The 21,202-nt window shown below is 46.4% G+C and carries 18 protein-coding genes, 1 pseudogene and 1 riboswitch; of the genes and pseudogenes, 10 read left to right on the top strand and 9 right to left on the bottom strand.

Annotated elements, in window-relative coordinates; all coding sequences use genetic code 11:
* The first annotated feature begins 117 nt into the window (after positions 1-117).
* A complete protein-coding gene (locus tag Q5691_RS15280) occupies positions 118-402 on the top strand; it encodes a hypothetical protein (RefSeq protein WP_333209451.1) in 285 nt (94 codons plus the stop codon).
* A gap of 254 nt (positions 403-656) precedes the next feature.
* Here Q5691_RS15280 and galT read toward each other — a convergent pair whose 3' ends face one another.
* Together galT and Q5691_RS15270 are read right to left on the bottom strand one after the other, a co-directional pair.
* On the bottom strand, positions 657-1,703 hold the full coding sequence (galT, locus tag Q5691_RS15275; protein ID WP_333214175.1) for a galactose-1-phosphate uridylyltransferase: 1,047 nt from the start codon (positions 1,701-1,703) through the stop codon (positions 657-659).
* A gap of 227 nt (positions 1,704-1,930) precedes the next feature.
* On the bottom strand, positions 1,931-2,590 hold the full coding sequence (locus Q5691_RS15270; RefSeq protein ID WP_333214177.1) for a restriction endonuclease subunit R: 660 nt from the start codon (positions 2,588-2,590) through the stop codon (positions 1,931-1,933).
* Positions 2,591-2,874: 284 nt separating this feature from the next.
* Between Q5691_RS15270 and acs the strand changes: the two genes are divergently transcribed.
* From acs to Q5691_RS15230, 8 genes are all read left to right on the top strand, one after another.
* Entirely contained in the window at positions 2,875-4,845 is a 1,971-nt protein-coding gene (gene acs / locus Q5691_RS15265; RefSeq protein WP_333345480.1) for an acetate--CoA ligase, read from the top strand.
* A gap of 313 nt (positions 4,846-5,158) precedes the next feature.
* On the top strand, positions 5,159-5,365 hold the full coding sequence (locus Q5691_RS15260) for a hypothetical protein (RefSeq protein ID WP_333214181.1): 207 nt from the start codon (positions 5,159-5,161) through the stop codon (positions 5,363-5,365).
* A complete protein-coding gene (locus Q5691_RS15255) occupies positions 5,362-5,616 on the top strand; it encodes a hypothetical protein (protein WP_333104263.1) in 255 nt (84 codons plus the stop codon). The genes Q5691_RS15260 and Q5691_RS15255 overlap by 4 nt, the downstream gene beginning before the upstream one ends.
* A gap of 238 nt (positions 5,617-5,854) precedes the next feature.
* Complete coding sequence (locus Q5691_RS15250; RefSeq protein ID WP_333214182.1) at positions 5,855-6,268, top strand: hypothetical protein; 414 nt, start codon at positions 5,855-5,857, stop codon at positions 6,266-6,268.
* Positions 6,265-6,666: a retropepsin-like aspartic protease gene (locus Q5691_RS15245; RefSeq protein ID WP_333214184.1), complete on the top strand. Its 402-nt coding sequence runs from the start codon at positions 6,265-6,267 to the stop codon at positions 6,664-6,666. Before Q5691_RS15250 ends, Q5691_RS15245 begins: the two co-directional genes overlap by 4 nt.
* Positions 6,667-6,935: 269 nt before the next feature.
* Positions 6,936-7,514 carry an ACP phosphodiesterase gene (locus Q5691_RS15240; RefSeq protein WP_333311974.1) on the top strand — a complete coding sequence of 193 codons (579 nt, stop codon included), beginning with the start codon at positions 6,936-6,938 and terminating at the stop codon, positions 7,512-7,514.
* 96 nt (positions 7,515-7,610) lie between these two features.
* Positions 7,611-8,507, top strand: coding sequence for a thermonuclease family protein (locus tag Q5691_RS15235; protein ID WP_333345478.1), 897 nt, complete (start codon positions 7,611-7,613; stop codon positions 8,505-8,507).
* A 293-nt stretch (positions 8,508-8,800) separates the two neighbouring features.
* Entirely contained in the window at positions 8,801-9,589 is a 789-nt protein-coding gene (locus tag Q5691_RS15230) for a class II glutamine amidotransferase (protein WP_333214192.1), read from the top strand.
* A 129-nt stretch (positions 9,590-9,718) separates the two neighbouring features.
* Here the strand turns inward: Q5691_RS15230 and Q5691_RS27695 are convergent.
* The 7 genes and pseudogenes from Q5691_RS27695 to Q5691_RS15200 all read right to left on the bottom strand — a co-directional run.
* A pseudogene (locus Q5691_RS27695) lies at positions 9,719-9,805 on the bottom strand (WG repeat-containing protein); the annotation flags it as partial.
* 252 nt (positions 9,806-10,057) lie between these two features.
* Positions 10,058-13,675 carry an urea carboxylase gene (gene uca / locus Q5691_RS15225; RefSeq protein ID WP_333345476.1) on the bottom strand — a complete coding sequence of 1,206 codons (3,618 nt, stop codon included), beginning with the start codon at positions 13,673-13,675 and terminating at the stop codon, positions 10,058-10,060.
* A 180-nt stretch (positions 13,676-13,855) separates the two neighbouring features.
* Complete coding sequence (locus Q5691_RS15220; RefSeq protein WP_333345473.1) at positions 13,856-14,497, bottom strand: urea amidolyase associated protein UAAP2; 642 nt, start codon at positions 14,495-14,497, stop codon at positions 13,856-13,858.
* A gap of 77 nt (positions 14,498-14,574) precedes the next feature.
* Complete coding sequence (locus tag Q5691_RS15215) at positions 14,575-15,303, bottom strand: urea amidolyase associated protein UAAP1 (protein WP_333345471.1); 729 nt, start codon at positions 15,301-15,303, stop codon at positions 14,575-14,577.
* 310 nt (positions 15,304-15,613) lie between these two features.
* Complete coding sequence (locus tag Q5691_RS15210; protein ID WP_333214200.1) at positions 15,614-16,390, bottom strand: ABC transporter ATP-binding protein; 777 nt, start codon at positions 16,388-16,390, stop codon at positions 15,614-15,616.
* Between the two features lie 59 nt (positions 16,391-16,449).
* On the bottom strand, positions 16,450-17,301 hold the full coding sequence (locus Q5691_RS15205; protein ID WP_333252030.1) for an ABC transporter permease: 852 nt from the start codon (positions 17,299-17,301) through the stop codon (positions 16,450-16,452).
* Positions 17,302-17,408: 107 nt separating this feature from the next.
* Positions 17,409-18,476 (bottom strand): ABC transporter substrate-binding protein, encoded by a 1,068-nt coding sequence (locus Q5691_RS15200; RefSeq protein ID WP_333214204.1) that lies wholly within the window; start codon positions 18,474-18,476, stop codon positions 17,409-17,411.
* A 144-nt stretch (positions 18,477-18,620) separates the two neighbouring features.
* A riboswitch (guanidine-I (ykkC/yxkD leader) is annotated at positions 18,621-18,772 on the bottom strand.
* Between the two features lie 610 nt (positions 18,773-19,382).
* On the opposite strand from Q5691_RS15200, the gene atzF reads away from it, so the two are divergent.
* On the top strand, positions 19,383-21,197 hold the full coding sequence (atzF, locus tag Q5691_RS15195) for an allophanate hydrolase (RefSeq protein WP_333345469.1): 1,815 nt from the start codon (positions 19,383-19,385) through the stop codon (positions 21,195-21,197).
* Positions 21,198-21,202: the final 5 nt, after the last annotated feature.

Below are 21,202 nucleotides of genomic sequence, written 5' to 3'. Positions count from 1 at the left end.
CGCGATCGCACAAACTACACAAATTTGTCACTGCTGTGGTCGATCAGGATCGCGTTCCTGTGGACAATTAAGCTTAAAATGGATTAAGTTACCAGTTCTACCTAAATCGAACTCAACATGAAAAACCAGACTGACGATGTTGCCAAAAAAGATTTAGTCGATCGAGCTTTTGGGAGTGCAGCAATACCAGATCCAACAGCGTGGGTGCACGAACATTATTTTCTGGCTAATTTCGCCGATACTCTGGCCCACATCCAAGAAAATATGTCTGAAGACAGTTGCGAAATCGGGGAGAATGGTGAGTCGGGCGAGGGAATATTATCGATCGATGCCAAAATTAGAGATATGTTGAGAGCTACTTTTAGCGACGACGGCTGGCAGTATGTCGAAAGTTTATTGTGAGGTTGGTAACATCCATAAGTATTTGTACGTTCATAAATTTAGAGCGTAAGTTATACCAGTTTAAAAAAAGAATCCAACTTTAGGCCGGTGATCTAAACCCTTAGATCATGCGTTATTCCTACTTCTTTAATCTCAAATATCAAATCTCCAATAATATCAGTTTCCTCCCCCAACGCAGACTCGCAACTGGGAGTAGCTGCGTGCATTTTTACCCCAATTTGAAGTAAATTTGACCTATTGTGATCTAGAATACTTTAGATGTGGGAAAAATTACTGTCGCTAGGAATTTCGATCGATCGCAAAAACGCCGCACTTTCTTCGGGCAAAGCAGTATTGATAAACATCCCGCTGCCCAACTCAAACCCAGCTTGCTTGGTGACTCTGGGAATAATTGCGATATACCAGTGAAAGTATTTTGTTCCCCCTTCGGCGATCGGTGCCGATCGAATATTATAGTTGTAATCAGGATTGTTCAATCCGTAATAAAGCTTAGCCAGTACAGTTTTCAAAGTATCAGCAAGATCCGTAATTTCCCCATCAGTAATTTCATCAAACGAAGAGGAATGTCGGCGCGGAAAAATCCAAGTGTGAAACGGTGAAAGTGCAGCGTAAGGGATAAAAGCCACAAAATGTTCACTCTCACAAATCACTCTTTCTCTCGCCGCTAATTCATCTTCCAAAGTCCGGCAAAACAGACATTCTCCCGTGTCGTCAAAATATCTAATAGCTTCGTCGATGCGGCTGCGAAATTGGCTGGGTACAACAGGCGTAGCAGCTATCTGCGAGTGGGGATGTTCGAGAGAAGTTCCGGCAGTTTCTCCGTGATTTTTGAAGATAATAATTGTTTCAATGTGGGGATTTTTTCTAATTTCTACATAGCGCTGGCGGTATACTAAAAGTATGTTTTCAACTTCTTCAACACTCAACAAAGCTGTCGTCAAATCGTGTCGCGGATGTTCGACAATTACTTCGTGCACGCCGATTCCCGCCATCGTGCGGTGAATTCCCGATGATATCCTCATCCATTCTGCTGTCGGGGAGAGGGCGGGATATTTGTTGTGAATTGCCCGGACTTTCCACCCAGTGCGTGAAGCGAAGCTATCCCGTAGGGAATCGCCCAAACGGCAAGTTTCTAAGGTTCCGTCTTCTTCATTTCCCACGCAAAACGGGCAATCGGCACGGTGGCGTGGCACTGCTGCTGTCCACTTTTTTTTGTTTGCGAATTGATCCGGTCTTGTCGCCCGTTCGGTGGCGATGATAACCCAATCTCTGGTAATTAAATTTTGTCTAAGTTCAGACACTTTTTTACCTTCAGTTGCAGGGTTTAACCGTTTATTATTGTATAAAAAAATTAGTATTTTGTCACTCCCTATTGCAGTTTTTTAACAAATCTTGATTTCTAAATCTCCGGCAGTTCCCAACAGAAGTTAACAACAGTTGGCCTCGACGATAGAATGCGATTAAGACTAAATTGTTACAGAATATCTGTCTAGGCAGTACAGGCAAGCACAGATTTCAACCGCAGAGATTAAGCCAACTGCAACTGCACATTCTGCAACTTGCAAATCGCTTTTAACACTTGCGCCAACAAGAGCGATCGCTCTCGGTCAATCAAATTCAATTCCGGTAAAATCTGATAAGTACAAGGATTTCCCCGCGTCACCCGCACAAACCGATAACTTTCGCCATTCGTCGTCAATCCCCAAACAGACGATTGCTGCTGCAAACTTTTATAAGTATAAGTCAGCAATTGGGGTAAACCAGTCAAAGGTGCGATCGCACTATTTTTCGCCTCCACTACCAAAATCCAAAACTGTGACGCCGCGAGTTCTGCATCCGGCTGATTTACCGCTAAGACATCTAAGCGCCCTTTAATTAAAGTATCCCCATCCTCAACCTCGATCGCGATGCTATCTTCCATTGTCAGCACGATCGGAATATCAAAAAATCCTGCTAATCTCATTAACGGTGAAAGCACTAAAAATTTAACGAGTTCTTCGGAAACTTTTCCTGCGGATAAGTAGCGTCGAAAGTCAGTTCTAATTTTTAATATTTCCTGCTGTTCTAATTCTAACAGCGCTTCCAGAGAGAAAAAATCGGTGAAGGCCTCTCCTTCTCGCTCTTCCAGTTTGAGAAGGCGGCGAACGTCATTTAGCGACAGTTGGCTTGCTTCTAAATTTTGGATCATGCTTTTCCCTATCATTCAGATTGAATAATTTTTTTCAAGCAGCTTCACATCATTGTACTATCAAACTAAAATTTATACAATATTTTATATAAAAGTTTTCCCAAAACGAAGCTCGATCGAACTTTATTTGGTCTCAAAAGTCGAGGCAATTATAATTTTCAAATAAACAGCCACAGCCCCAACATTTACACAATTCCCAAAATTCTTAACGAAACTCAAGATATTTTTGCACTCAATTGCGTACAAAATAGTTTAAAGAAGTAGATGCAGTTACAGAAAAAACAATGTCACAAGATACCATCGAATCAATTCTGCATGAAAGACGGCTATTTCAGCCGCCCGCTGAATTCTCCCAAAAAGCTCACATCAAAAGCCTAGAAGAGTACAAAGCCCTCTACGACAAAGCCAAAGCTGACCCCCAAGCATTCTGGGCAGAACTCGCCGCCCAAGAATTAGACTGGTTCCAAAACTGGGATACCGTGCTCGACTGGCAACCGCCTTTTGCTAAATGGTTTGTCAACGGTAAAATTAATATTTCTTACAATTGTCTCGATCGCCACTTAACCACTTGGCGCAAAAATAAAGCCGCCCTGATTTGGGAAGGTGAACCCGGCGACTCCCGCACCCTCACCTACGCGCAACTCCACCGCGAAGTCTGCCAAATGGCGAACGTCATCAAACAATTGGGAGTCCAAAAGGGCGATCGCGTCGGCATTTATATGCCCATGATTCCCGAAGCTGCGATCGCCATGCTAGCCTGCGCCAGAATCGGTGCAGTACACAGCGTTGTTTTTGGCGGTTTTAGTGCAGAAGCTTTGCGCGATCGACTTAACGACGGCCAAGCAAAACTCGTCATCACCGCAGACGGTGGCTTCCGCAAAGATACCGCCGTCGGCCTCAAAACACAAGTAGACAAAGCATTAGCAAATAATGCCACACCAAGCGTTACCAACGTTCTCGTAGTTCAGCGCACCAAACAGAAAATTGACATGGAACCAGGGCGCGATCATTGGTGGCACGATTTGCAAAAAGGTGTATCGGCAAATTGTCCCGCCGAACCGATGGACAGCGAAGATATGCTGTTCGTACTCTATACCAGTGGCAGTACCGGCAAACCGAAAGGTGTCGTCCATACAACCGGTGGTTATAACCTTTATACCCACATGACAACCAAGTGGATATTCGACCTTCAAGATACCGATGTTTACTGGTGTACTGCTGATGTCGGCTGGATTACTGGACACAGTTATATTGTTTACGGGCCGCTGTCCAACGGTGCGACAACTTTAATGTATGAAGGTGCTCCTCGCCCTTCAAATCCTGGCTGTTTTTGGGATGTAATTGAAAAATACGGCGTCACCGTTTTCTATACTGCACCCACTGCGATCCGAACATTCATGAAAATGGGCGAACACTTGCCCAACGCGCGCAATTTGTCATCTTTACGATTGTTAGGAACCGTCGGCGAACCGATCAATCCTGAAGCTTGGATGTGGTATCAGCGCGTAATTGGCAACTCGAATTGTCCGATCGTCGATACTTGGTGGCAAACAGAAACCGGGGGAATTATGATTACCGCTTTGCCCGGTGCAATTCCTACAAAACCCGGTTCTGCAACCCTACCGTTCCCCGGAATTGTGGCTGATGTTGTTGACCAAGATGGGGAACCAGTCACTAACGAAAGCGGCGGTTATTTAGTGGTAAAACATCCTTGGCCGGGAATGATGCGTACACTTTACAACGATCCCGATCGCTTCCGTCGCACTTATTGGGAATATTTGCACCCGAAAGATGGCGAATTCGTGTACTTTGCTGGAGACGGCGCGCACAAGGACAAAGACGGTTATTTCTGGGTAATGGGCCGCGTTGACGATGTAATTAATGTGGCCGGACACCGACTCGGCACAATGGAAGTTGAGTCAGCTTTGGTATCGCATCCAGCGGTGGCGGAAGCTGCGGTTGTTGGCAAACCTGATGAGATTAAAGGTGAGGAAATTGTGGCTTTTGTCACGCTGGACAACTCGCAGCAACCTAGCGATGAATTGGCTAAGGAATTGAAGCAGCACGTTGTTAATGAAATTGGGGCGATCGCCCGTCCCGGCGAAATTCGATTTACTGATGCTTTGCCGAAGACTCGAAGCGGGAAGATTATGCGCCGATTGCTGCGTTCTTTGGCTGCGGGACAAGAGGTTTCTGGGGATACTTCGACTTTGGAAGACCGGACGGTTTTGGATAAGTTGCGGGGAGGTGCATAGGGGTATTTTTGCAACCGCAGATGTAGGCAGATAAACACAGATGAACGCAGATATAATTACATTAGCGTTCATCTGTGATTGAATTGTTCGGTATAATTGAAATCGGGTGCATCCCAATTTTGTAAGGATCTCGCATTCCGCCAGATAATTTATTAGTTATAAGCAGAGACTTACTGCCGGAATCCGAGAACCCCTACGAATATATTTGCAAAAATGAGATGCACCGATTGAAATCTTGCAGAATAGCCAGAAACCGGGTTTCTTTGGGTTTATTGACCATGATGTAATATTTACGGCAATATAGAGTGTAGGAATGTTAGAAAACCCTGGAAATAAAGTTTGGCTTGATGCAGACACAATCGTTGCTACTAGCGATCGGCAAGCTGCTATTCGTCGCTGCCGTGAGTTGGCAGAGTATAATGAATTAAGAGGCGAGGGGCGCTGCACTTTCTGCGGTGTCATTCTCAATAAGAGTGGTAAGTCATACCGCTGTATTTTTGAACGGGAGATAGAGGAATGAGTCAGATGTGGACTGAAGAGCAAATCAGACAAATAATCCCAGATATTGATTCACAGTTAGACGACAGCGATATTCCAACGGTGATTATTAAGGGTGAAGGTAGCAGTATTTTTCTCCAGTTTGAGAACCGTCGCGAGATTGAATTTTTGATAGCCCAATTATCTAACCTACTTATTCATCACGAGGAATTAGATATGGGAGTTACTGTTAAGGGGTATGTGACAACATTTGGTGAGTATAGCTCTCAATAGCCTGCAACACTACTTCTGAAAGAAAACGGCTTTGGATAAATGGCGGGCTGATTCCTAGGGGTATTTTTGCAACCGCAGATGTAGGCAGATGAACGCTGATGAACGCAGATAAGATTACATCAGCGTTTATCTGTGTTTATCTGCGGTTTACCAACTAGAAATCTGAGTTAGTATTATTATCAGCTAATTGAAGAGTGAGTTATCATAGAAAATACTTCAACATTTCTTGAGACGCGCCATGCTCCCAGAAACCGTACAGTTGCAAATTCCTTTTCAAGTCCTAGTAGATGTGATCGCCTCCCTCCAACTCGAAGAAAAACGCCGACTTTGGCAACTATTAAATGAAGAAATTACTCAAGCAGAAACCGACCTGCCCTCTCAAGTTCTAATTCAAAATAACAATGGGTCGGATTACAAACCCACAGGGGAAATCTTGACGGCGGCAGAAATACGCGATCGCTATCCCCGCGAGTGGGTGCTAATTGCTGATACTGAATCCGACGATTTATGGAATGTGATTCGCGGTGAAGTCTTAGCTCATTCACCGCAGCGAGAGGAAATAGACCGAGCTTTGACCAAATTTAAAGATGTCCGGTCAATTTCTATAGAATACACTGGCCCTATTCCTGATGACTATTCGGTGCTGTCGTGACTTCACAAAAACTTTATAGGTGCTCGCGTTACGGAAATTTACTCGTCTTAAAAGCTGCTGCCTCTAGCACAAGTAATACTGTCAGACAATTCAGATTATTAGTTGATACAGGCTCAACTTATACCGTTTTGCGGGTAAATATATTAGAAGCTCTTGGTTGCGATATCCAAAATCCTCTACGCAGAATTAGGACATCAGCAGGTGGTGGTATTGTGGAAGCACCAGTAGTAGCTGTGCCTTGGTTTAATTGCTTGGGCGAGCGTTTAGAAAAATTTCCTATAGTTGCCTACACGTTACCTGCGACCACTTTTGTAGACGGTTTGCTAGGGATGGATTTTCTTGCTCCTATGCAAGCTGTTATCTACGCTAAAGAGGGAGAGATTCGCATTCGTTTATGACTTATCTAGAACTTCTATATTTTGATGGCCGAAACTGATGCTGGGGAAGCTATTAGAGCGTTCCGTCGAGAGATGTAGCCGATCGCAAGCAATATTTGAACTTGGGTGGAGCGATCGCTTGCATACTACAGTTAGGCGATCGCTCTTTTGTTATCCAAAATTCATCGACGGCAAAAATAATTTGACCGAGTTTAGCACCCGGTTTTACACATTCCAGAAGAGCGATTATTCTTTCTCCTTATGCTATGTTAGATATTTTTACTGTAGCAATGAATTATTTGGCTCATCTATTCTTATCAAAAGGCACGCCAGAATCCCTGATTGGCAACCTCTTAGGAGATTTTGTCAAAGGAACGGCTGTCAACCTTTATTCCGATGAAATTAGAAAAGGCATCGATTTGCACCGCAAAGTAGATAGCTACACCGACTCTCACCCAATAGTGCGATCGAGTAAAAGCCTTGTTTGCTCCCACAGGCGCAGGTTTGCTGGAGTTTTGATTGACGTGTTTTACGACCACTTCTTGGCTAAAAATTGGCTGGAATATTCAGAAATCCCCCTCCGGGATTTTTCTCAGGATGTCTATAAAATCCTGCAAGACAACCGCGATATATTGCCTGAATCTCTCCAGCGGGTGCTGCCCACAATAATTGCCCGCGACTTGCTTTCATCTTATCAGGACATCGCCGAAATCGGCATCACTCTTACAAGAATGTCGGCGCGACTCAAACGGACAAATAACTTGGCAAGCGGCATAGAAGATTTGACAGCTAACTATCTGCGCTTAGAATCCGATTTTCGCGATTTTTTCCCCGACTTGATAAAATACGCCACACTTGACAAATATTAATACAAACAACAAAAATGACAGTTGCTATTGATAGCGAACTCGTGTATGATTCAACCGATACCTGCATGAAATCTCAAGTGCAACAGGGTCCAAAATATGGCAACCAGAATTCCGAACCTGCAAATAACTACAGTAGTTGATGGCGACAGCATCAAAATTTCTCTCAACGGCAAAACCGAGTCTCTGCGGCTGATTTGCGTCGATACAGAAGAAAGTCATCCGGGAGGCTCCAAACCTGTAACTGCGGCGGGGAAAGCAGGTACGGAAATGGCTAAAAAATACTTTGCGACAGCAGATGGCGGACTTGCTCAAATTGACATAGAATTTGATACAGACGATTCGGTTGAAGTGGCTCTACAAAAACACCGCGACAACTACGGGCGTCTCCTTTGTTACGTACATAAAGATGGAGAAAATTACAATCTTAAACTGATTGAAGAAGGCTGGAGTCCCTACTTTGTCAAATACGGGCGCTCCAGATTGTATCATCGACAAATGACTGAGGCAGAATCGGCGGCAAAAGCTTACAATCTGATGATTTGGAATCCGATTGTCAATGCCAAAATTCCCTCTCGCAACTATGCTAATTTACTGCCTTGGTGGTCGATGCGAGGCTCAATTGTTGAAGAGTTTCGGTTGTCGGAAGCAACGGCAGGAGCGCTTTCTTTGAGGTTGCACTACCCGAAAATATTAGCTGCTTCTGAGAAAGCTAAATCTATTACTATTTTCTGCGATTTGCAGGCTGGGATTAATAAATGGATCGGCGGCAGCGCTCTAATTCATGCTGGCTCAGTTTATCATAAATTAGATTTGTGGATACCAGATGCTGAAACTGATGAAATGGCTCCCTTGAAGCGGCTAATTGAGAAACGTTATGCGGGTCTGGGACGGGGATATGTGTATGTCAGTGGGAAGATAGAACAGTACAAAGGGAAGCCTCAAATAGTTTTGAAGGATATCAAACAACTTTCAGACTTTCCCCCACAAAAGTGAATTTTACATAAATTTAATAAAAAAAATTGCAGGACAAATGGAACGATGAAGACTGTTCTCCGGGGAACGCGATTGAATTTTGGGCGATTCCCTACCGCAACGGGCTCGCACGCGCGTTCGGGATAGCTTGGCTTCACGCATTTTTTAAAATTGAAGTAGCATTATGGTTAACCATCCACAATTATTGTGTTTTTTTTATTAGGCTAAATCAATTCATACTATAATACTATCATCGCAAATCTGTAGCTGCCAATAGCTGCGACATCCATTCAAACTCCAGAGATTTAAAAGCTATGTGCCAATTACTGGGAATGAACTGCAATGTTCCAACAGATATTTGCTTTTCTTTTGAGGGTTTTTCTGCAAGAGGTGGCAGAACAGACGTTCATCAAGACGGTTGGGGAATTGCTTTCTTTGAAGGTTTGGGATGTCGCCTTTTTATAGACTCAAAACCTGCGATTGCTTCTCCGGTTGCAGAAGTAGTGCGTCGTTATCCCATTCATTCAACTAACGTCATTGCTCACATCCGCAAAGCTACGCAAGGCGCAATTGCTCTAGAAAACTGCCACCCTTTTATTCGGGAACTTTGGGGACGTTATTGGGTGTTTGCTCACAACGGAAATCTCGAAAACTTTTATCCAGAATGTGCCGGAGTTTACAAACCGGTTGGCAAAACTGACAGCGAAAAAGCATTCTGTTTGATATTAGAAAAGCTGCGTTCCACTTTTCCTCAAAGTAAGCCTGCTGTAGCGGAAATTTACCCGGTACTGGAGGAAATTACTAAAAGTTTGGCAGAACACGGAATTTTTAATTATTTACTTTCCGATGGAGAACACTTGTTCACCCACTGTTCTACTAATCTGCATTATATTGTGCGACAAGCACCTTTTGCTAGCGCTCACTCGATCGACGAAGATGTAACAGTCGATTTTCGGGAATTGACCAACGAGGACGATCGCGTGGCTGTTATTGCCACTTTCCCGCTGACTGATAACGAAGTTTGGACGCAAATTCAGCCGGGAGAATTGCTGGTATTTCAGGATGGTTCGCCGCTCAATTCTGGGCTGCTGGAGTTAAGTTAGCTAGATTTAAACTTACATCTTGTACCATTGTCAATAAGCTTTTTAGGAACAGGCATCTTGCCTGTTCTTGAGAATGGTGCAAAATGTAAGTTTAAACAAATTTAAAGCCTAAACAGAGCATCGAACCTGCTAAATGACCAGCTTTCCAGCTTGATTTATGAAGCCAGATTTGCCCTCGCGCTTGACAGCGGCTAAGCCTTCGGAAAAACTGCCTACAGCGGAAACTTAGGGGCGATCGCCCACTAGCCTGCTTGATTGATATATCCCCACCCTTTTGGATGGGTAACTGCTGCTAAACCTTGATTAAAGGAGCGGGTATTGCACAATTAGAGGATGATTCTTGTAGGGTGTCCCGCCTTCAGTGAAAATACACCTGACTGGCTACGATATCCCATCCCACAAAACAATCAAAATCATCCCCCAATTATCCAACGGCTTCCCACTGTCCCCGAACTGACAACAAAGGGATTAATTCGGTTGAATAGCAGCTAGAATTTGTCCGGCTGTCACGGTTTGCCCCTTTTCACAAAACAACTGGGCAACAGTGCCCGCAACATCAGCAGTAATAGCAATTTCCATTTTCATCGCTTCCAAAATTAACAGGCGATCGCCCTCTGCAACCGCATCTCCAACATTAACCAGCACCTGCCAAACATTAGCCGAAACATGAGCGACAACTGCCTCACAGCCGATCGGCAAAGTAACCTCCGCAGCCGTGTCAGAAGCCACATCTGCCGAGGATTCTGCGGCAGATTCAGCTTCAAATTCCCCGGAGGCGGCCCAGCGATCGCGCTCTGCATTAAATGCGGCCTGCTGCTGCGCTTTAAACTCAGCCGCACTGCCCGCAATAGAATGCAAAAACTCATTGTATTCTCTCAAATTAAAAGTGATTTCCTCAACCTTTAATTTAAACTTCCCTTCGATAAATTCTTCCCGACAGCGGTGCAATTCCTCATGGGAAACCGGATAAAATCTGATTTGGTCAAAAAACCGCAAAAGCCAAGGTTTACCAGACTGGAAATCCACCGTTTGTTTGAACCGATTCCACATTTGCACCGTGCGGCCGACAAATTGATAACCTCCCGGCCCTTCCATCCCGTAAACGCACAAATACGCGCCGCCAATGCCAACTGCATTTTCAGGAGTCCAAGTGCGGGCGGGATTGTATTTAGTAGTAACCAAACGGTGGCGCGGATCGAGGGGAGTTGCGACGGGCGCGCCTAAATAAACGTCTCCCAAACCCATCACTAAATAGCTAGCATTAAATACGATTTCTCTGACTTGTTCGATGCTGTCAAGCCCGTTTATGCGGCGAATAAACTCAATATTGCTGGGACACCAAGGTGCATCCGATCGCACAGACTGCATATATTTTTCAATAGCCAACAGCGTTGATTCATCTTCCCAAGATAAAGGCAAGTGCACAATTCGCGCCGGCACTTCCAAATCCTCGATCGCCGGAAGTTCCGCCTCCGCCGCAATCAGCGCCTGCATTAGCTGCTGTTGCGAAATCTGGCGGCCCTCAAAGTGAATTTGGAGCGATCGCATTCCCGGCACTAATTCGATAACACCAGGCAACGGATTTGCTTTCAAATGTTCCATCAATGCGTGCGCCCGAAAACGCAAATTTAAATCCAGCACCAACGGCCCGTATTCAACTAGAATATATTTATCCCCAGCTTGACGGTAAGTAACAGCAACCTGTCCCGGAGATTCGGGAATTTTATGCAAAATTGGAGAAGCGGGAACTGCGGGCAATTCCTCCGCATTTTCCCCAAAAACAGGCAAACTAAAAGTAGCAATTTGCCTATTTTGTGCTAATTCCCGCTGCAAAGCTTCAGCAAAACTCAAACAGTGAAAGCGGATGCTGTCCCCCGGCTTCAGTTGCCCGATTTTCCACAGTTCCGACTTCACAATAGTAGCAGGACACACAAAACCTCCCAAACTCGGGCCGTCAAGACCGAGAATTACAGGCATATCGCCCGTAAAATCGATCGTGCCGATCGCGTAAGCATTATCGTGAATGTTAGACGGGTGCAAACCCGCTTCCCCGCCGTCTTGACGCGCCCAGGTGGGCTTCGGGCCGATCAGCCGAATGCCCGTCCGCGTCGAGTTGTAATGCACCTGCCATTCTGTAGAGAAAAACATTTCGATGTCTGACTCAGTAAAGAAATCCGGCGCGCCGTGAGGCCCGTACAAAACGCCGATTTCCCAATTATTGCTGTAGGTGGGAATTAGTTCCGGTGGTAAAGATAATTCCGCTTCCAGAGTTGCAGTTTGAAGCAGTTTAAGCACATCTCCCGGACGCAGCGTGCGGCCCGCGTGTCCGCCAAATTTGCCCAGTACAAAAGTTGATTTGCTGCCCAAATAATCGGGGACATTTAAGCCGTGTTTGACTGCTAAATAAGTGCGGTAGCCGTCGCCTTGAATAGCTTTTAACTTGAGAATGCTACCAGCTTTTACGGGAATTGCCGTCCAAAACGGCACCGATTCGCCGTTTAGCGTTCCCTTCATAGTTGCACCAGTCAAACTAATAACTGTATCGGCATTAAAGCGCAGAGTTGGGCCTGTCGCTGTGAATTCCAATCCTGCTGTCGATTCGGGATTTCCTACTAAACGATTTGCCGATCGAAATGCCAGATGATCCATTGGCCCGGAAGGCGGCACGCCAACATCCCAATAGCCAATCCGCCCCGGATAATCTTGAATGCTGCTGTAGGTTCCCCCATCCAATACATCGATCGTTAAAGGTGCGTATTCAAAAGAGTTTAAAAAGCGCGTGTTCAGTTCGCCCCGGCTGAATCGGGAATCGTCCAAAATCTGGCGGAGGTAATCTAAATTAGTTTCAATTCCCGCTATTTCACTGGCATCTAAAGCAGCTTTTAGTTTTACGATCGCCTGTTCTCTATTATCCGCGCAAACGATTACTTTGGCTAGCAGCGGATCGTAAAAAGGAGTTACCTCCGTGCCGGTTTCTATCCAACTGTCGCAGCGGACGTTTTCGGGAAATGCAACTTGATTCAGCAACCCGGAACTCGGCTGAAAATTCTTGCCGGCATCTTCCGCATAAATTCGCACCTCAATTGAGTGTCCCTGCGGCCGATATCGGTACTCTTCCAGGGGGAACAAATTTCCCGAAGCCTGTTTTATCATCCACTCAACGAGGTCGATGTTGTTGACAGCTTCAGTAACGCCGTGTTCAACTTGCAAGCGCGTGTTGACTTCCAAAAAATAAAACTGTTTCGCATCGACATCAAACACAAATTCAACAGTACCCGCTGACTGGTAATTTACCGCTTTTCCCAACCGCACTGCTGCACCGTACAACTGATTTCGCTGTTCGTCGCTAATACCAGGGGCGGGGGTTTCTTCAATTACTTTTTGATTGCGCCGCTGCACCGAACAATCTCGCTCGCCCAAGGCTATGACATTTCCTTTGCCATCTCCAAAGATTTGGACTTCAATGTGTCTGGCTGTTTGAATGTATTTCTCTAAAAAAACGCCGCTTTGTTTAAAATTGCTTTGACTCAAACGCTGTACTTTTTCAAAGGCTTCTGCCAAATCTCGATCGCCAAAACAAGCCTGCAAACCGATGCCGCCGCCGCCTGCGGTACTTTTGAGCATCACCGGATAGCCGATCGCCCCAGCCGCTTTTTGGGCATCCTCCAAACTTGCTAAAAGTTCGCTTCCGGGAGTTAGGGGCACTTGATTTGCAGCCGCTATTTCCCGCGCGGTGTGCTTCAATCCAAAGCAGCGCAACTGACTCGGAGTCGGGCCGATAAATGCAATATTTTCGCTTGCACAAGCTTCGGCAAATTCAGCATTTTCGCTCAAAAAGCCGTAACCCGGATGGATAGCTTGAGCTTTTGTTTGGCGCGCAACTTCGAGAATGCGATCGAACCGCAAATAACTCTCGGCTGCGGCGGCTGCACCGATACAAACGGCTTCGCTGGCGGCGAAAACGTGCGAGGCGCGGGCGTCGGCTTCAGAATATACTGCTACCGAAGCAATTCCGAGGCGATCGAGTGTGCGGATAATTCGGCAGGCAATTTCACCGCGATTTGCAATCAAAACTCTGTTAAACATTTGGGTATTTGTATGAATCTTTGATTGATAAGTCAACCGCAGATGTAAGGGAGATGAACGCAGATAAACGCAGATAATTTCTAGATAGGAAAGCTTGGGAATGCTATGCAAGTCTTTTGGGGCAATAGGGAAGGGCGCTAACAATAGTGCTAGCGTCCCCCTCTCACCGGGCATATTAGATTACACAGAATCCCAAACAATCAACTGAATCGGTGTAGGATTGTAAGCATTGCAAGGGTTGTTCATTTGCGGGCAGTTAGAAATAGCAACTAGCGCGTTCATTTCGGCTCGCAAATCAACGGTGCTTCCCGGATCGGAGATGCCGTCAACAATTTCTAGCGTGCCATCTTCGCTAACCGGAACATTCATAAAAAAGTTGATATTGCTGACTAAATCTCGCTTGCCCAAACCGTGGGGAAGAATTGCGGCGAGGAAATTTTCAACACAGGCGTGCTGGTATTTTTTATCGAGTCCAAACCGCACCGAATTGCTCTCGCAGCTACAGGCGCCGCCGGAGGTATCGTGCCGCCCGCAGGAGTCAGCAATTATGGTCATTATGGCTCGCCCTTCGTTAGAAATGAGTTGGCTGTTTGTAGTGACAAAGATGTTGCCTTGATTGACGATCGTATCGGGGGCGCTGTAGCGTTCGGAAGGGTCATCGGCATTGTAAACTAAAAAATCTACTGCTTGATTTCCGCCTAAATCTACAATCCGGAGAATCTGTCCTTTTTTGATGACACGAGACCAGGGATGTCTGGCGGGTAAAACTTCGTTATAAATTGCAGTTTTTGGATCGAGAATTTGTTGGGTAGTTGCAGTCATGGTTCACTTTTTGTGATGAAATTGCAGATTTTTTTACCGCCGATTGATGCGGACAAGATTGAGTGCTGGAATCGAGTCTATTGCACGAACAAAGCATCGGTGTTGATGAACCCGCGCACGGCTTCCGGGTTGGCGGTGCGGCACAAGTCGTCTGGTGCGGGTGCGGGGGTTTTCACAATTTGAATTTGGATGGGTTTTGGATCGTAAATTGAACCCGGATGCAGGATGTGGGGGCAGTTAGAGATAATGGTCAATACGTTCATTTCGGCTCGCAAATCGATAAAACTACCCGGTTTTTCGCAGCCTTCGCGAAACTCCATCGTGCCGTCTGGTTTGACGGCAATGCGAGTAAATAAGTTGAGGTTTGGCATGATATCTTTTTTGCCTAAACCCCAGCGAGTTAGGGCTTTGAGGAAGTTGTCGCGGGAGTTTTTCCAGTCTCCTTCGCCGTATTTTTTGGCATTGCTAATGGCGTTGCTGCATCCTCCTAGCAAATCGTGACAGCCGGAGGTGTCTTGGGTGATGGAAAATAGGATGCGTCCCATGTCTGTGTAGATCACCATGCCTTGTTTGAGAAAGGCGTTGAATTGAATTTTGGCGGTGTCTGCTGCGTTGAAACGTTCGATCGCATTGTCGGCGTTGTAGCACAGCATGGAAACGCCGCGAGATCCTTCTAAATCGGTGATTCGCAGGGTGTTTCCCCGCTTGATGACTCCCGACCAGTACGCGCCGCCCGGTACGGTTTCTTGCATTAATACGAAGCTTGAATCAATTTGTGAGTTTGTGTCGATCGATAGTTGCACCATAAGTTCCTCTTGATGTATTTTTGGGGTCAGCGAAACAAAACAATAGTATGTCTTATATCAAGTCCGGTTAATTACTTATAAATCCTATACGGGCATCGGGCATCGGGCATGATGGGACAAAAGTATTATAACTATTCAACCGGACATGATATTAGCTGCTCAACCCGCCTGATCCCAAAGTAATATTTATACCGGTTTTCAAGCGTGGTGAGGTATGGGGGAGAGTCCAATGCCCAATGCCCAATGCCCAATGCCCAATGCCCAGGAGTACCTCATTTACCTGAGAAAGGTTATACAAACCGATTTCTATTTAAGCAGCCATTGCAACTGCTTCCTGTCCGTGTTTCCGCATCAAATCCATGAGTTCGTCGCGATAATCGTGGAATTTGGCGTGGCGTTTAATGCTGGGAGTGCGATCGGGCAAATTAATCGACATTTCCTTTCTCACTGTACCAGGACGAGCGCCCAAAGCATAAATCCGATTGGAAAGAAACACCGCTTCTTCGACATCATGGGTAATCATAAAGATTGTAATCTGAGTGCGGCGCCACAAATCCAGCATGAATTCGTGCATCGATTCTTTAGTGTGGATATCCAATGCGCCGAAAGGTTCATCCATTAATAACACTTTAGGTTCAGAAGCGAGGGCGCGGGCGATCGCCACGCGCTGTTTCATCCCGCCGGACAATTCCTTCGGTAGCGACGAAGCAAACTGCGTCAATCCTACCACACTCAAATAATAGCTGGCTTGTTCGCGCCGCTTTTTCTTGGAAACGCCTTGAAGTTTGAGGCCAAACTCAGCATTTTCCTGCACGTTCATCCAAGGATAAAGAGTGTAATGCTGAAATACCATACCTCGATCCGGCCCAGGCGAAACAACTTCTTTGCCGTCAATTTTCACTTCCCCTGTTGTCGGCTTGTCCAATCCGGCAATCTGCCTCAACAGAGTAGATTTGCCAGAACCGGATGCGCCTACCGCGCAGATAAATTCGCCTTGCTTGATGGTCATATTGATGTCCTTGAGGACAACTAATTTACCCTTTTTGGTTTCAAAGTTTTTGTGCAGATTGTTGATTTGCAGAAACATGAGTTTATCCTCTGTAATTTAAGTAAAAAAGTGACACAATTTTGCCTTTTAACATCTGCTTACTGTTTCTGACTTGACCATTTACAAGAAACCCGCAGCAGATATTGAAAAAGCAAGTCAAAAGTCAGTCCGATCGCCCCAATGACAATCAGCCCCACAAAAATTTCATCGGTTCGGAGAAATCGACCTGCGACACTAATCCGGCGGCCTAAGCCTTCGGTTGCTGCAATCAATTCCGAGACGATTACCAATTGCCAAGCCGCAGCTAGGTTGATGCGGCTAGCATCAAGAATTCCCGGCAAAACGTGAGGAAAAATAACTTGGGTTAGGATTTCCCAGCGATTACCGCCCAACATATAAGTAGATTCGATCAAGTCTTTTGGAACAAACTTGACTGTATCCATCACCATCAGCGAATTGAAGAAAAAGACGCCGATAAATATCAGCATTATTTTCGGTTCTTCGCCGATTCCCAAGTAGAGAATTAGCAAGGGAATGAACGCTGGTGCGGGCATATATCGCATCAAGCCGAACATGGGTTCCAGCAAGGCGCGAATACTGGCAAAACTGCCCATCAGCACGCCAATTGGTATGGAAAAAACCAAGGCGAACAGAAAGCCCACTCCCACCCGCCACAAACTCGCTACTGTGTCTTTCAAAAGTTCGCGAGTGTTCCACAGCCGACCAAATGCCTCTAAAACTTTGCCGGGGGAAGGCAAAAATTTGGGGTCTACGTTGGCGAAGGTTGTTACTAGCCACCACAGCAGCAGCGGCAGTGCGATTGATGTTACCGTTAACCCAATATTGAGGGGTTGTGGTATCTCTTCCGCAATCCGCCAGAAAACGGTGGGATTTAGGTTTTTTTGCTTGAGGTGGGATTGGATCGATCGCGGATCGGGATTTGGTGGCATGATTTAATTGCGGAACAGTTTGTCGAGTAATTGGAGTAGATTTTGGGGATTATAAAAAGTATTTTTATTAAGCTTTTTTGTGTCTGCACAATCCTAAATGATGCCTTTTAGCTTTTACCTTCGGCATAAGCTTTTATAAAACGATCGTCAAATAATGTGCTGATATCTGGTTGGGTTTTTGCTAAATTTACATCGACGAGAAATTTAGTCATTTCGGCCGCCGCAAACTGCAATGATGTCATGTCGTTTCCCGGTTGAAAGGCTTTCAAGTTTTCCTCGATCGTAAATATCTTAGTGCCATTTTCATATTCTTTGTATTCCTCGACGCTAACTCCAGCGCGGTTGGCTAGAATCTCGTAAGATTTCTCTTTATTTGCTTTCATGTATTCCAATGTTGCAAACCAGGAATTGACCAGAGCTTGCACTCGATCGGGGTGTTCACCGATAAACTTTCGGGTGAATACCAAATGGTCGGAAATCGCCCCCGGAAAATCTTTTGAACTAAACAGTTCCTTGCTGTTCGATCGTTTTAATGCCTGTGTGGTAAACGGCGCAAAAACTGCCACCGCATCCACTTGTCCTCCGACGAAAGCCGCCGCAGCTTTGCCAGTTTCCAGCGGTACAAATTGAATATCTTGCACTGATAAACCTGCTTTTCTTAGCCCTAAAAGCAATAAAAAGTGATCGACTGTACCTTCCTCGGCTGCAACTTTTTTACCTTTTAAATCGGCAACGGAATTGATGCCTTCGGCGACAATTACTTTGTCATTTCCCGTTGAGTTGTCGTTGACTAAAACAATTACTTGGTTGGCGCCGCCTGATATAGAGTTTACGGTATCGCCGAGGGTTTGGCTGTTAGCATCTATCTGTCCTGCTGTGAGGGTGCTGATCGATTCTAAGTAGCCGTCAAACCATTTTAAGTCTACAGCAACTTTGTTGGCTTCAAATATCTTTTGCTCTTTGGCAATTTGCCAAGGAAACCAGCCGGGCCACGCGCTGAATCCGAGGCTAACTGCATCAGCACTTACTGAAGAAGCTGCTTCGCTTTCAGTCGTGGTTTTGATATAAATTGCCGGGTTGACGCAGCCGACAGCGAAAAACAAGGTGATAAAAAATAAGGCGCAGTAGGATAAGGGCGATCGCGTTATTTTTGGGGAGCAATATCGGATATCCATAGCAGATTCTGGTTGCTGGTTAGAGGTGAATATGTTGATCGAGCTTTTGCACCTTCTTTGGCTTCCTTAGCTTCCGCAAACCCCCTTGATATACAAGGATAAAGCCCGAGAGCTAACGAACCGAGTCTTGCTGATCGATCGCGTTTCTCCCGGGCTTTTATCCCGCCGTGTAACTGGCTAGTGTTTCCCTAACATTAAAATATTGGGACAACCAGTCTGCTTCTCTCGGACCAGCACTTGAACTGTCTAAGCTGAGTTAGAAACTGATTCAAATCGGAACCCTAGAAGCGGTTAAATTTTTCGGTTTTTGTCTGTATAAGTCCTGTTTGCAACCCAAGGAGTTATTCGAGACTGTTAGTAACAGCAATGCACTTAGCTTTTTGAAAGGTAAGCATACTGTAGCTTGTAATCTTACTAGATTGCTACGTTTCAAACGGTAACAGCAAAATTGATGCGGAAATGTGTCAAATGTTACAAAAAATGGTTTTTTTGGGAGTTGTTAATTAAAATTTTTGGAATATTAAACCGGGATGAGACAGGGTGATTGGAAATCGCGAAGTTTAGCTGCACACAAAGACGAAACCCGCAAGGCTAGGGTTGAAGATTTCTTGAGAAATACTTCGATCGCCCGCTAACTGGATGCGAATACGATCGACAATGCGGTAAACTAATTTTCTATTTGTAATAACTGAGATGTTCCACCATTCTCAATAAGCCTTTTATGGGCGGGCAGGATGCCCACCCCACAAGAAGAAAGAAATACACTCTTTGTGAAACAGGCATCTTGCCTGTTTTTGAGAAAGGTACTCTTCGGTGAGTAATAACGCTCGCCAAACACAGCCTGTGAAGTCAAATCTTCAATCGAAAATCTAAAATCTAAAATCTAAAATCGACTGACCGTGCATTATGGAAAAATTTAACTACAGTCAGAGTCTCGACATTAATTCGCTGCTCGATCGCTACCGCACAGGCTCGATCGCGCCTGCAGATGCGATAGCCAGCGTGTACGATCGGATCGAACGCTATGCAGATCCGGCAGTATGGATTTATTTAGCACCGCTGGCGGAAACCCTCGAACGCGCCAAAGCTTTGGAAAACCTAGATCCGCAGCAGCTACCGCTCTACGGAATACCTTTTGCGATCAAAGATAATCTCGATTGGGCGGGCGTTCCGACTACGGCGGGATGTCCGCAGTTTGCTCACACTCCAGCGCGATCGTCCGCAGTCGTAGAGCGTTTGTGCGCTGCAGGTGCGATCGCGATCGGCAAAACAAACATGGATCAGTTTGCCACAGGATTAGTGGGAACCCGCACGCCCTATGGAGTTTGCCGCAATCCGTTCGATCGGCGCTACATTCCGGGCGGATCGAGTTCCGGTTCCGCAGCAGCAGTCTCGGCCGGATTGGTGAGTTTTGCTCTGGGTACCGATACCGCAGGCTCAGGGCGGGTTCCCGCTGCTTTTACCAACATTGTCGGGCTGAAGCCAAGTTGCGGATCGATCAGCACTCGCGGCCTGTTACCGGCAGTGCGATCGCTCGATTGCGTTTCTGTGTTCGCTCTCACCTGTGCGGATGCGGCCTCCGTGCTGCAAGTAGCCAGCGGTTTTGATGCTGAGGATGCGTTTTCTCGTCGCCCTGAAACGAAAGTTTTGCCGGATTTATCCCGCTTGCGGGTGGGAGTTCCCGCAGACAGCGAACTCGAATTTTTTGGGAATGCAGAAGCCGAACAGCGCTACCGGGAGGCGATCGCGCGCTTACAATCTTTGGGCTGCACGATCGCACCTATTGACTTCAAACCCTTTGCGGATGCTGCCGAACTCCTCTACGGCGGGCCTTGGGTAGCAGAAAGGTTGGCCGCGATCGGCGATTTCCTCGACGCGCACCCAGAGGATATCGATCCGATCGTCTACGAAATTATCAGCGGCGGCAAACGCTACGATGCCGTCTCTGCCTACCGCGCGTCGTACCGATTGGCAGAACTCCGCCAGAAGGCAGAAATTCAGTGGGAGTCAATGGATGTTTTCGCTGTTCCCACGACAGGCACGATTTATACAGTCGCAGAAGTTGCAGCCGAGCCGATCGCCCTCAACACCAATCTTGGGCGCTACACGAACTTTGCGAATTTGCTCGATTTGTGCGCGATCGCAGTTCCCAGCGGGTTTCAAAGCAGCGGATTGCCCGCAGGACTGACACTGATGGCTCCTGCGTGGCACGATTTATTGCTCTGCCGCCTGGGATCTGCTTTCCACGATCGCTTGGGGGGAACTTTGGGCGCAACCGGTCTGCCGCTGCCAACCCTCCCGGAACCCGTTATCGCAGCCAAACCTTCCTCAGAAGAACGAGTCAAAATAGCCGTAGTTGGCGCTCATTTGAGCGGTGAGCCGCTGAATTATCAACTAATCGAGCTCGGAGGAATTTTAGTTCGCGCCTGCCGTACCAGCCCGATTTACAAGCTGTACGCTTTGACGGGTACTGCTCTGGGCAAGCCGGGATTGGTGCGTCAGATAGAGGGCGGTAGCGCGATCGAGGTGGAAGTTTGGGAGTTGTCGATCTCCGCTTTCGGTGGATTTGTCGCTAAAATTCCCCCGCCCTTGGGAATTGGTACGCTGGTGTTGGAGGACGGCTCGACGGTGCAGGGCTTTTTGTGCGAACCTTATGCTGTGGCGGATGCGATCGATATTTCTGATCTCGGCGGTTGGCGAGCTTATAACTTCCGGTTTTAAGCTAA

Source organism: Microcoleus sp. w1-18aA5, from assembly GCF_036701705.1.
In the GTDB taxonomy this organism is placed as follows: domain Bacteria; phylum Cyanobacteriota; class Cyanobacteriia; order Cyanobacteriales; family Microcoleaceae; genus Microcoleus.
This window is presented reverse-complemented; position numbering and strand designations above follow the sequence as displayed.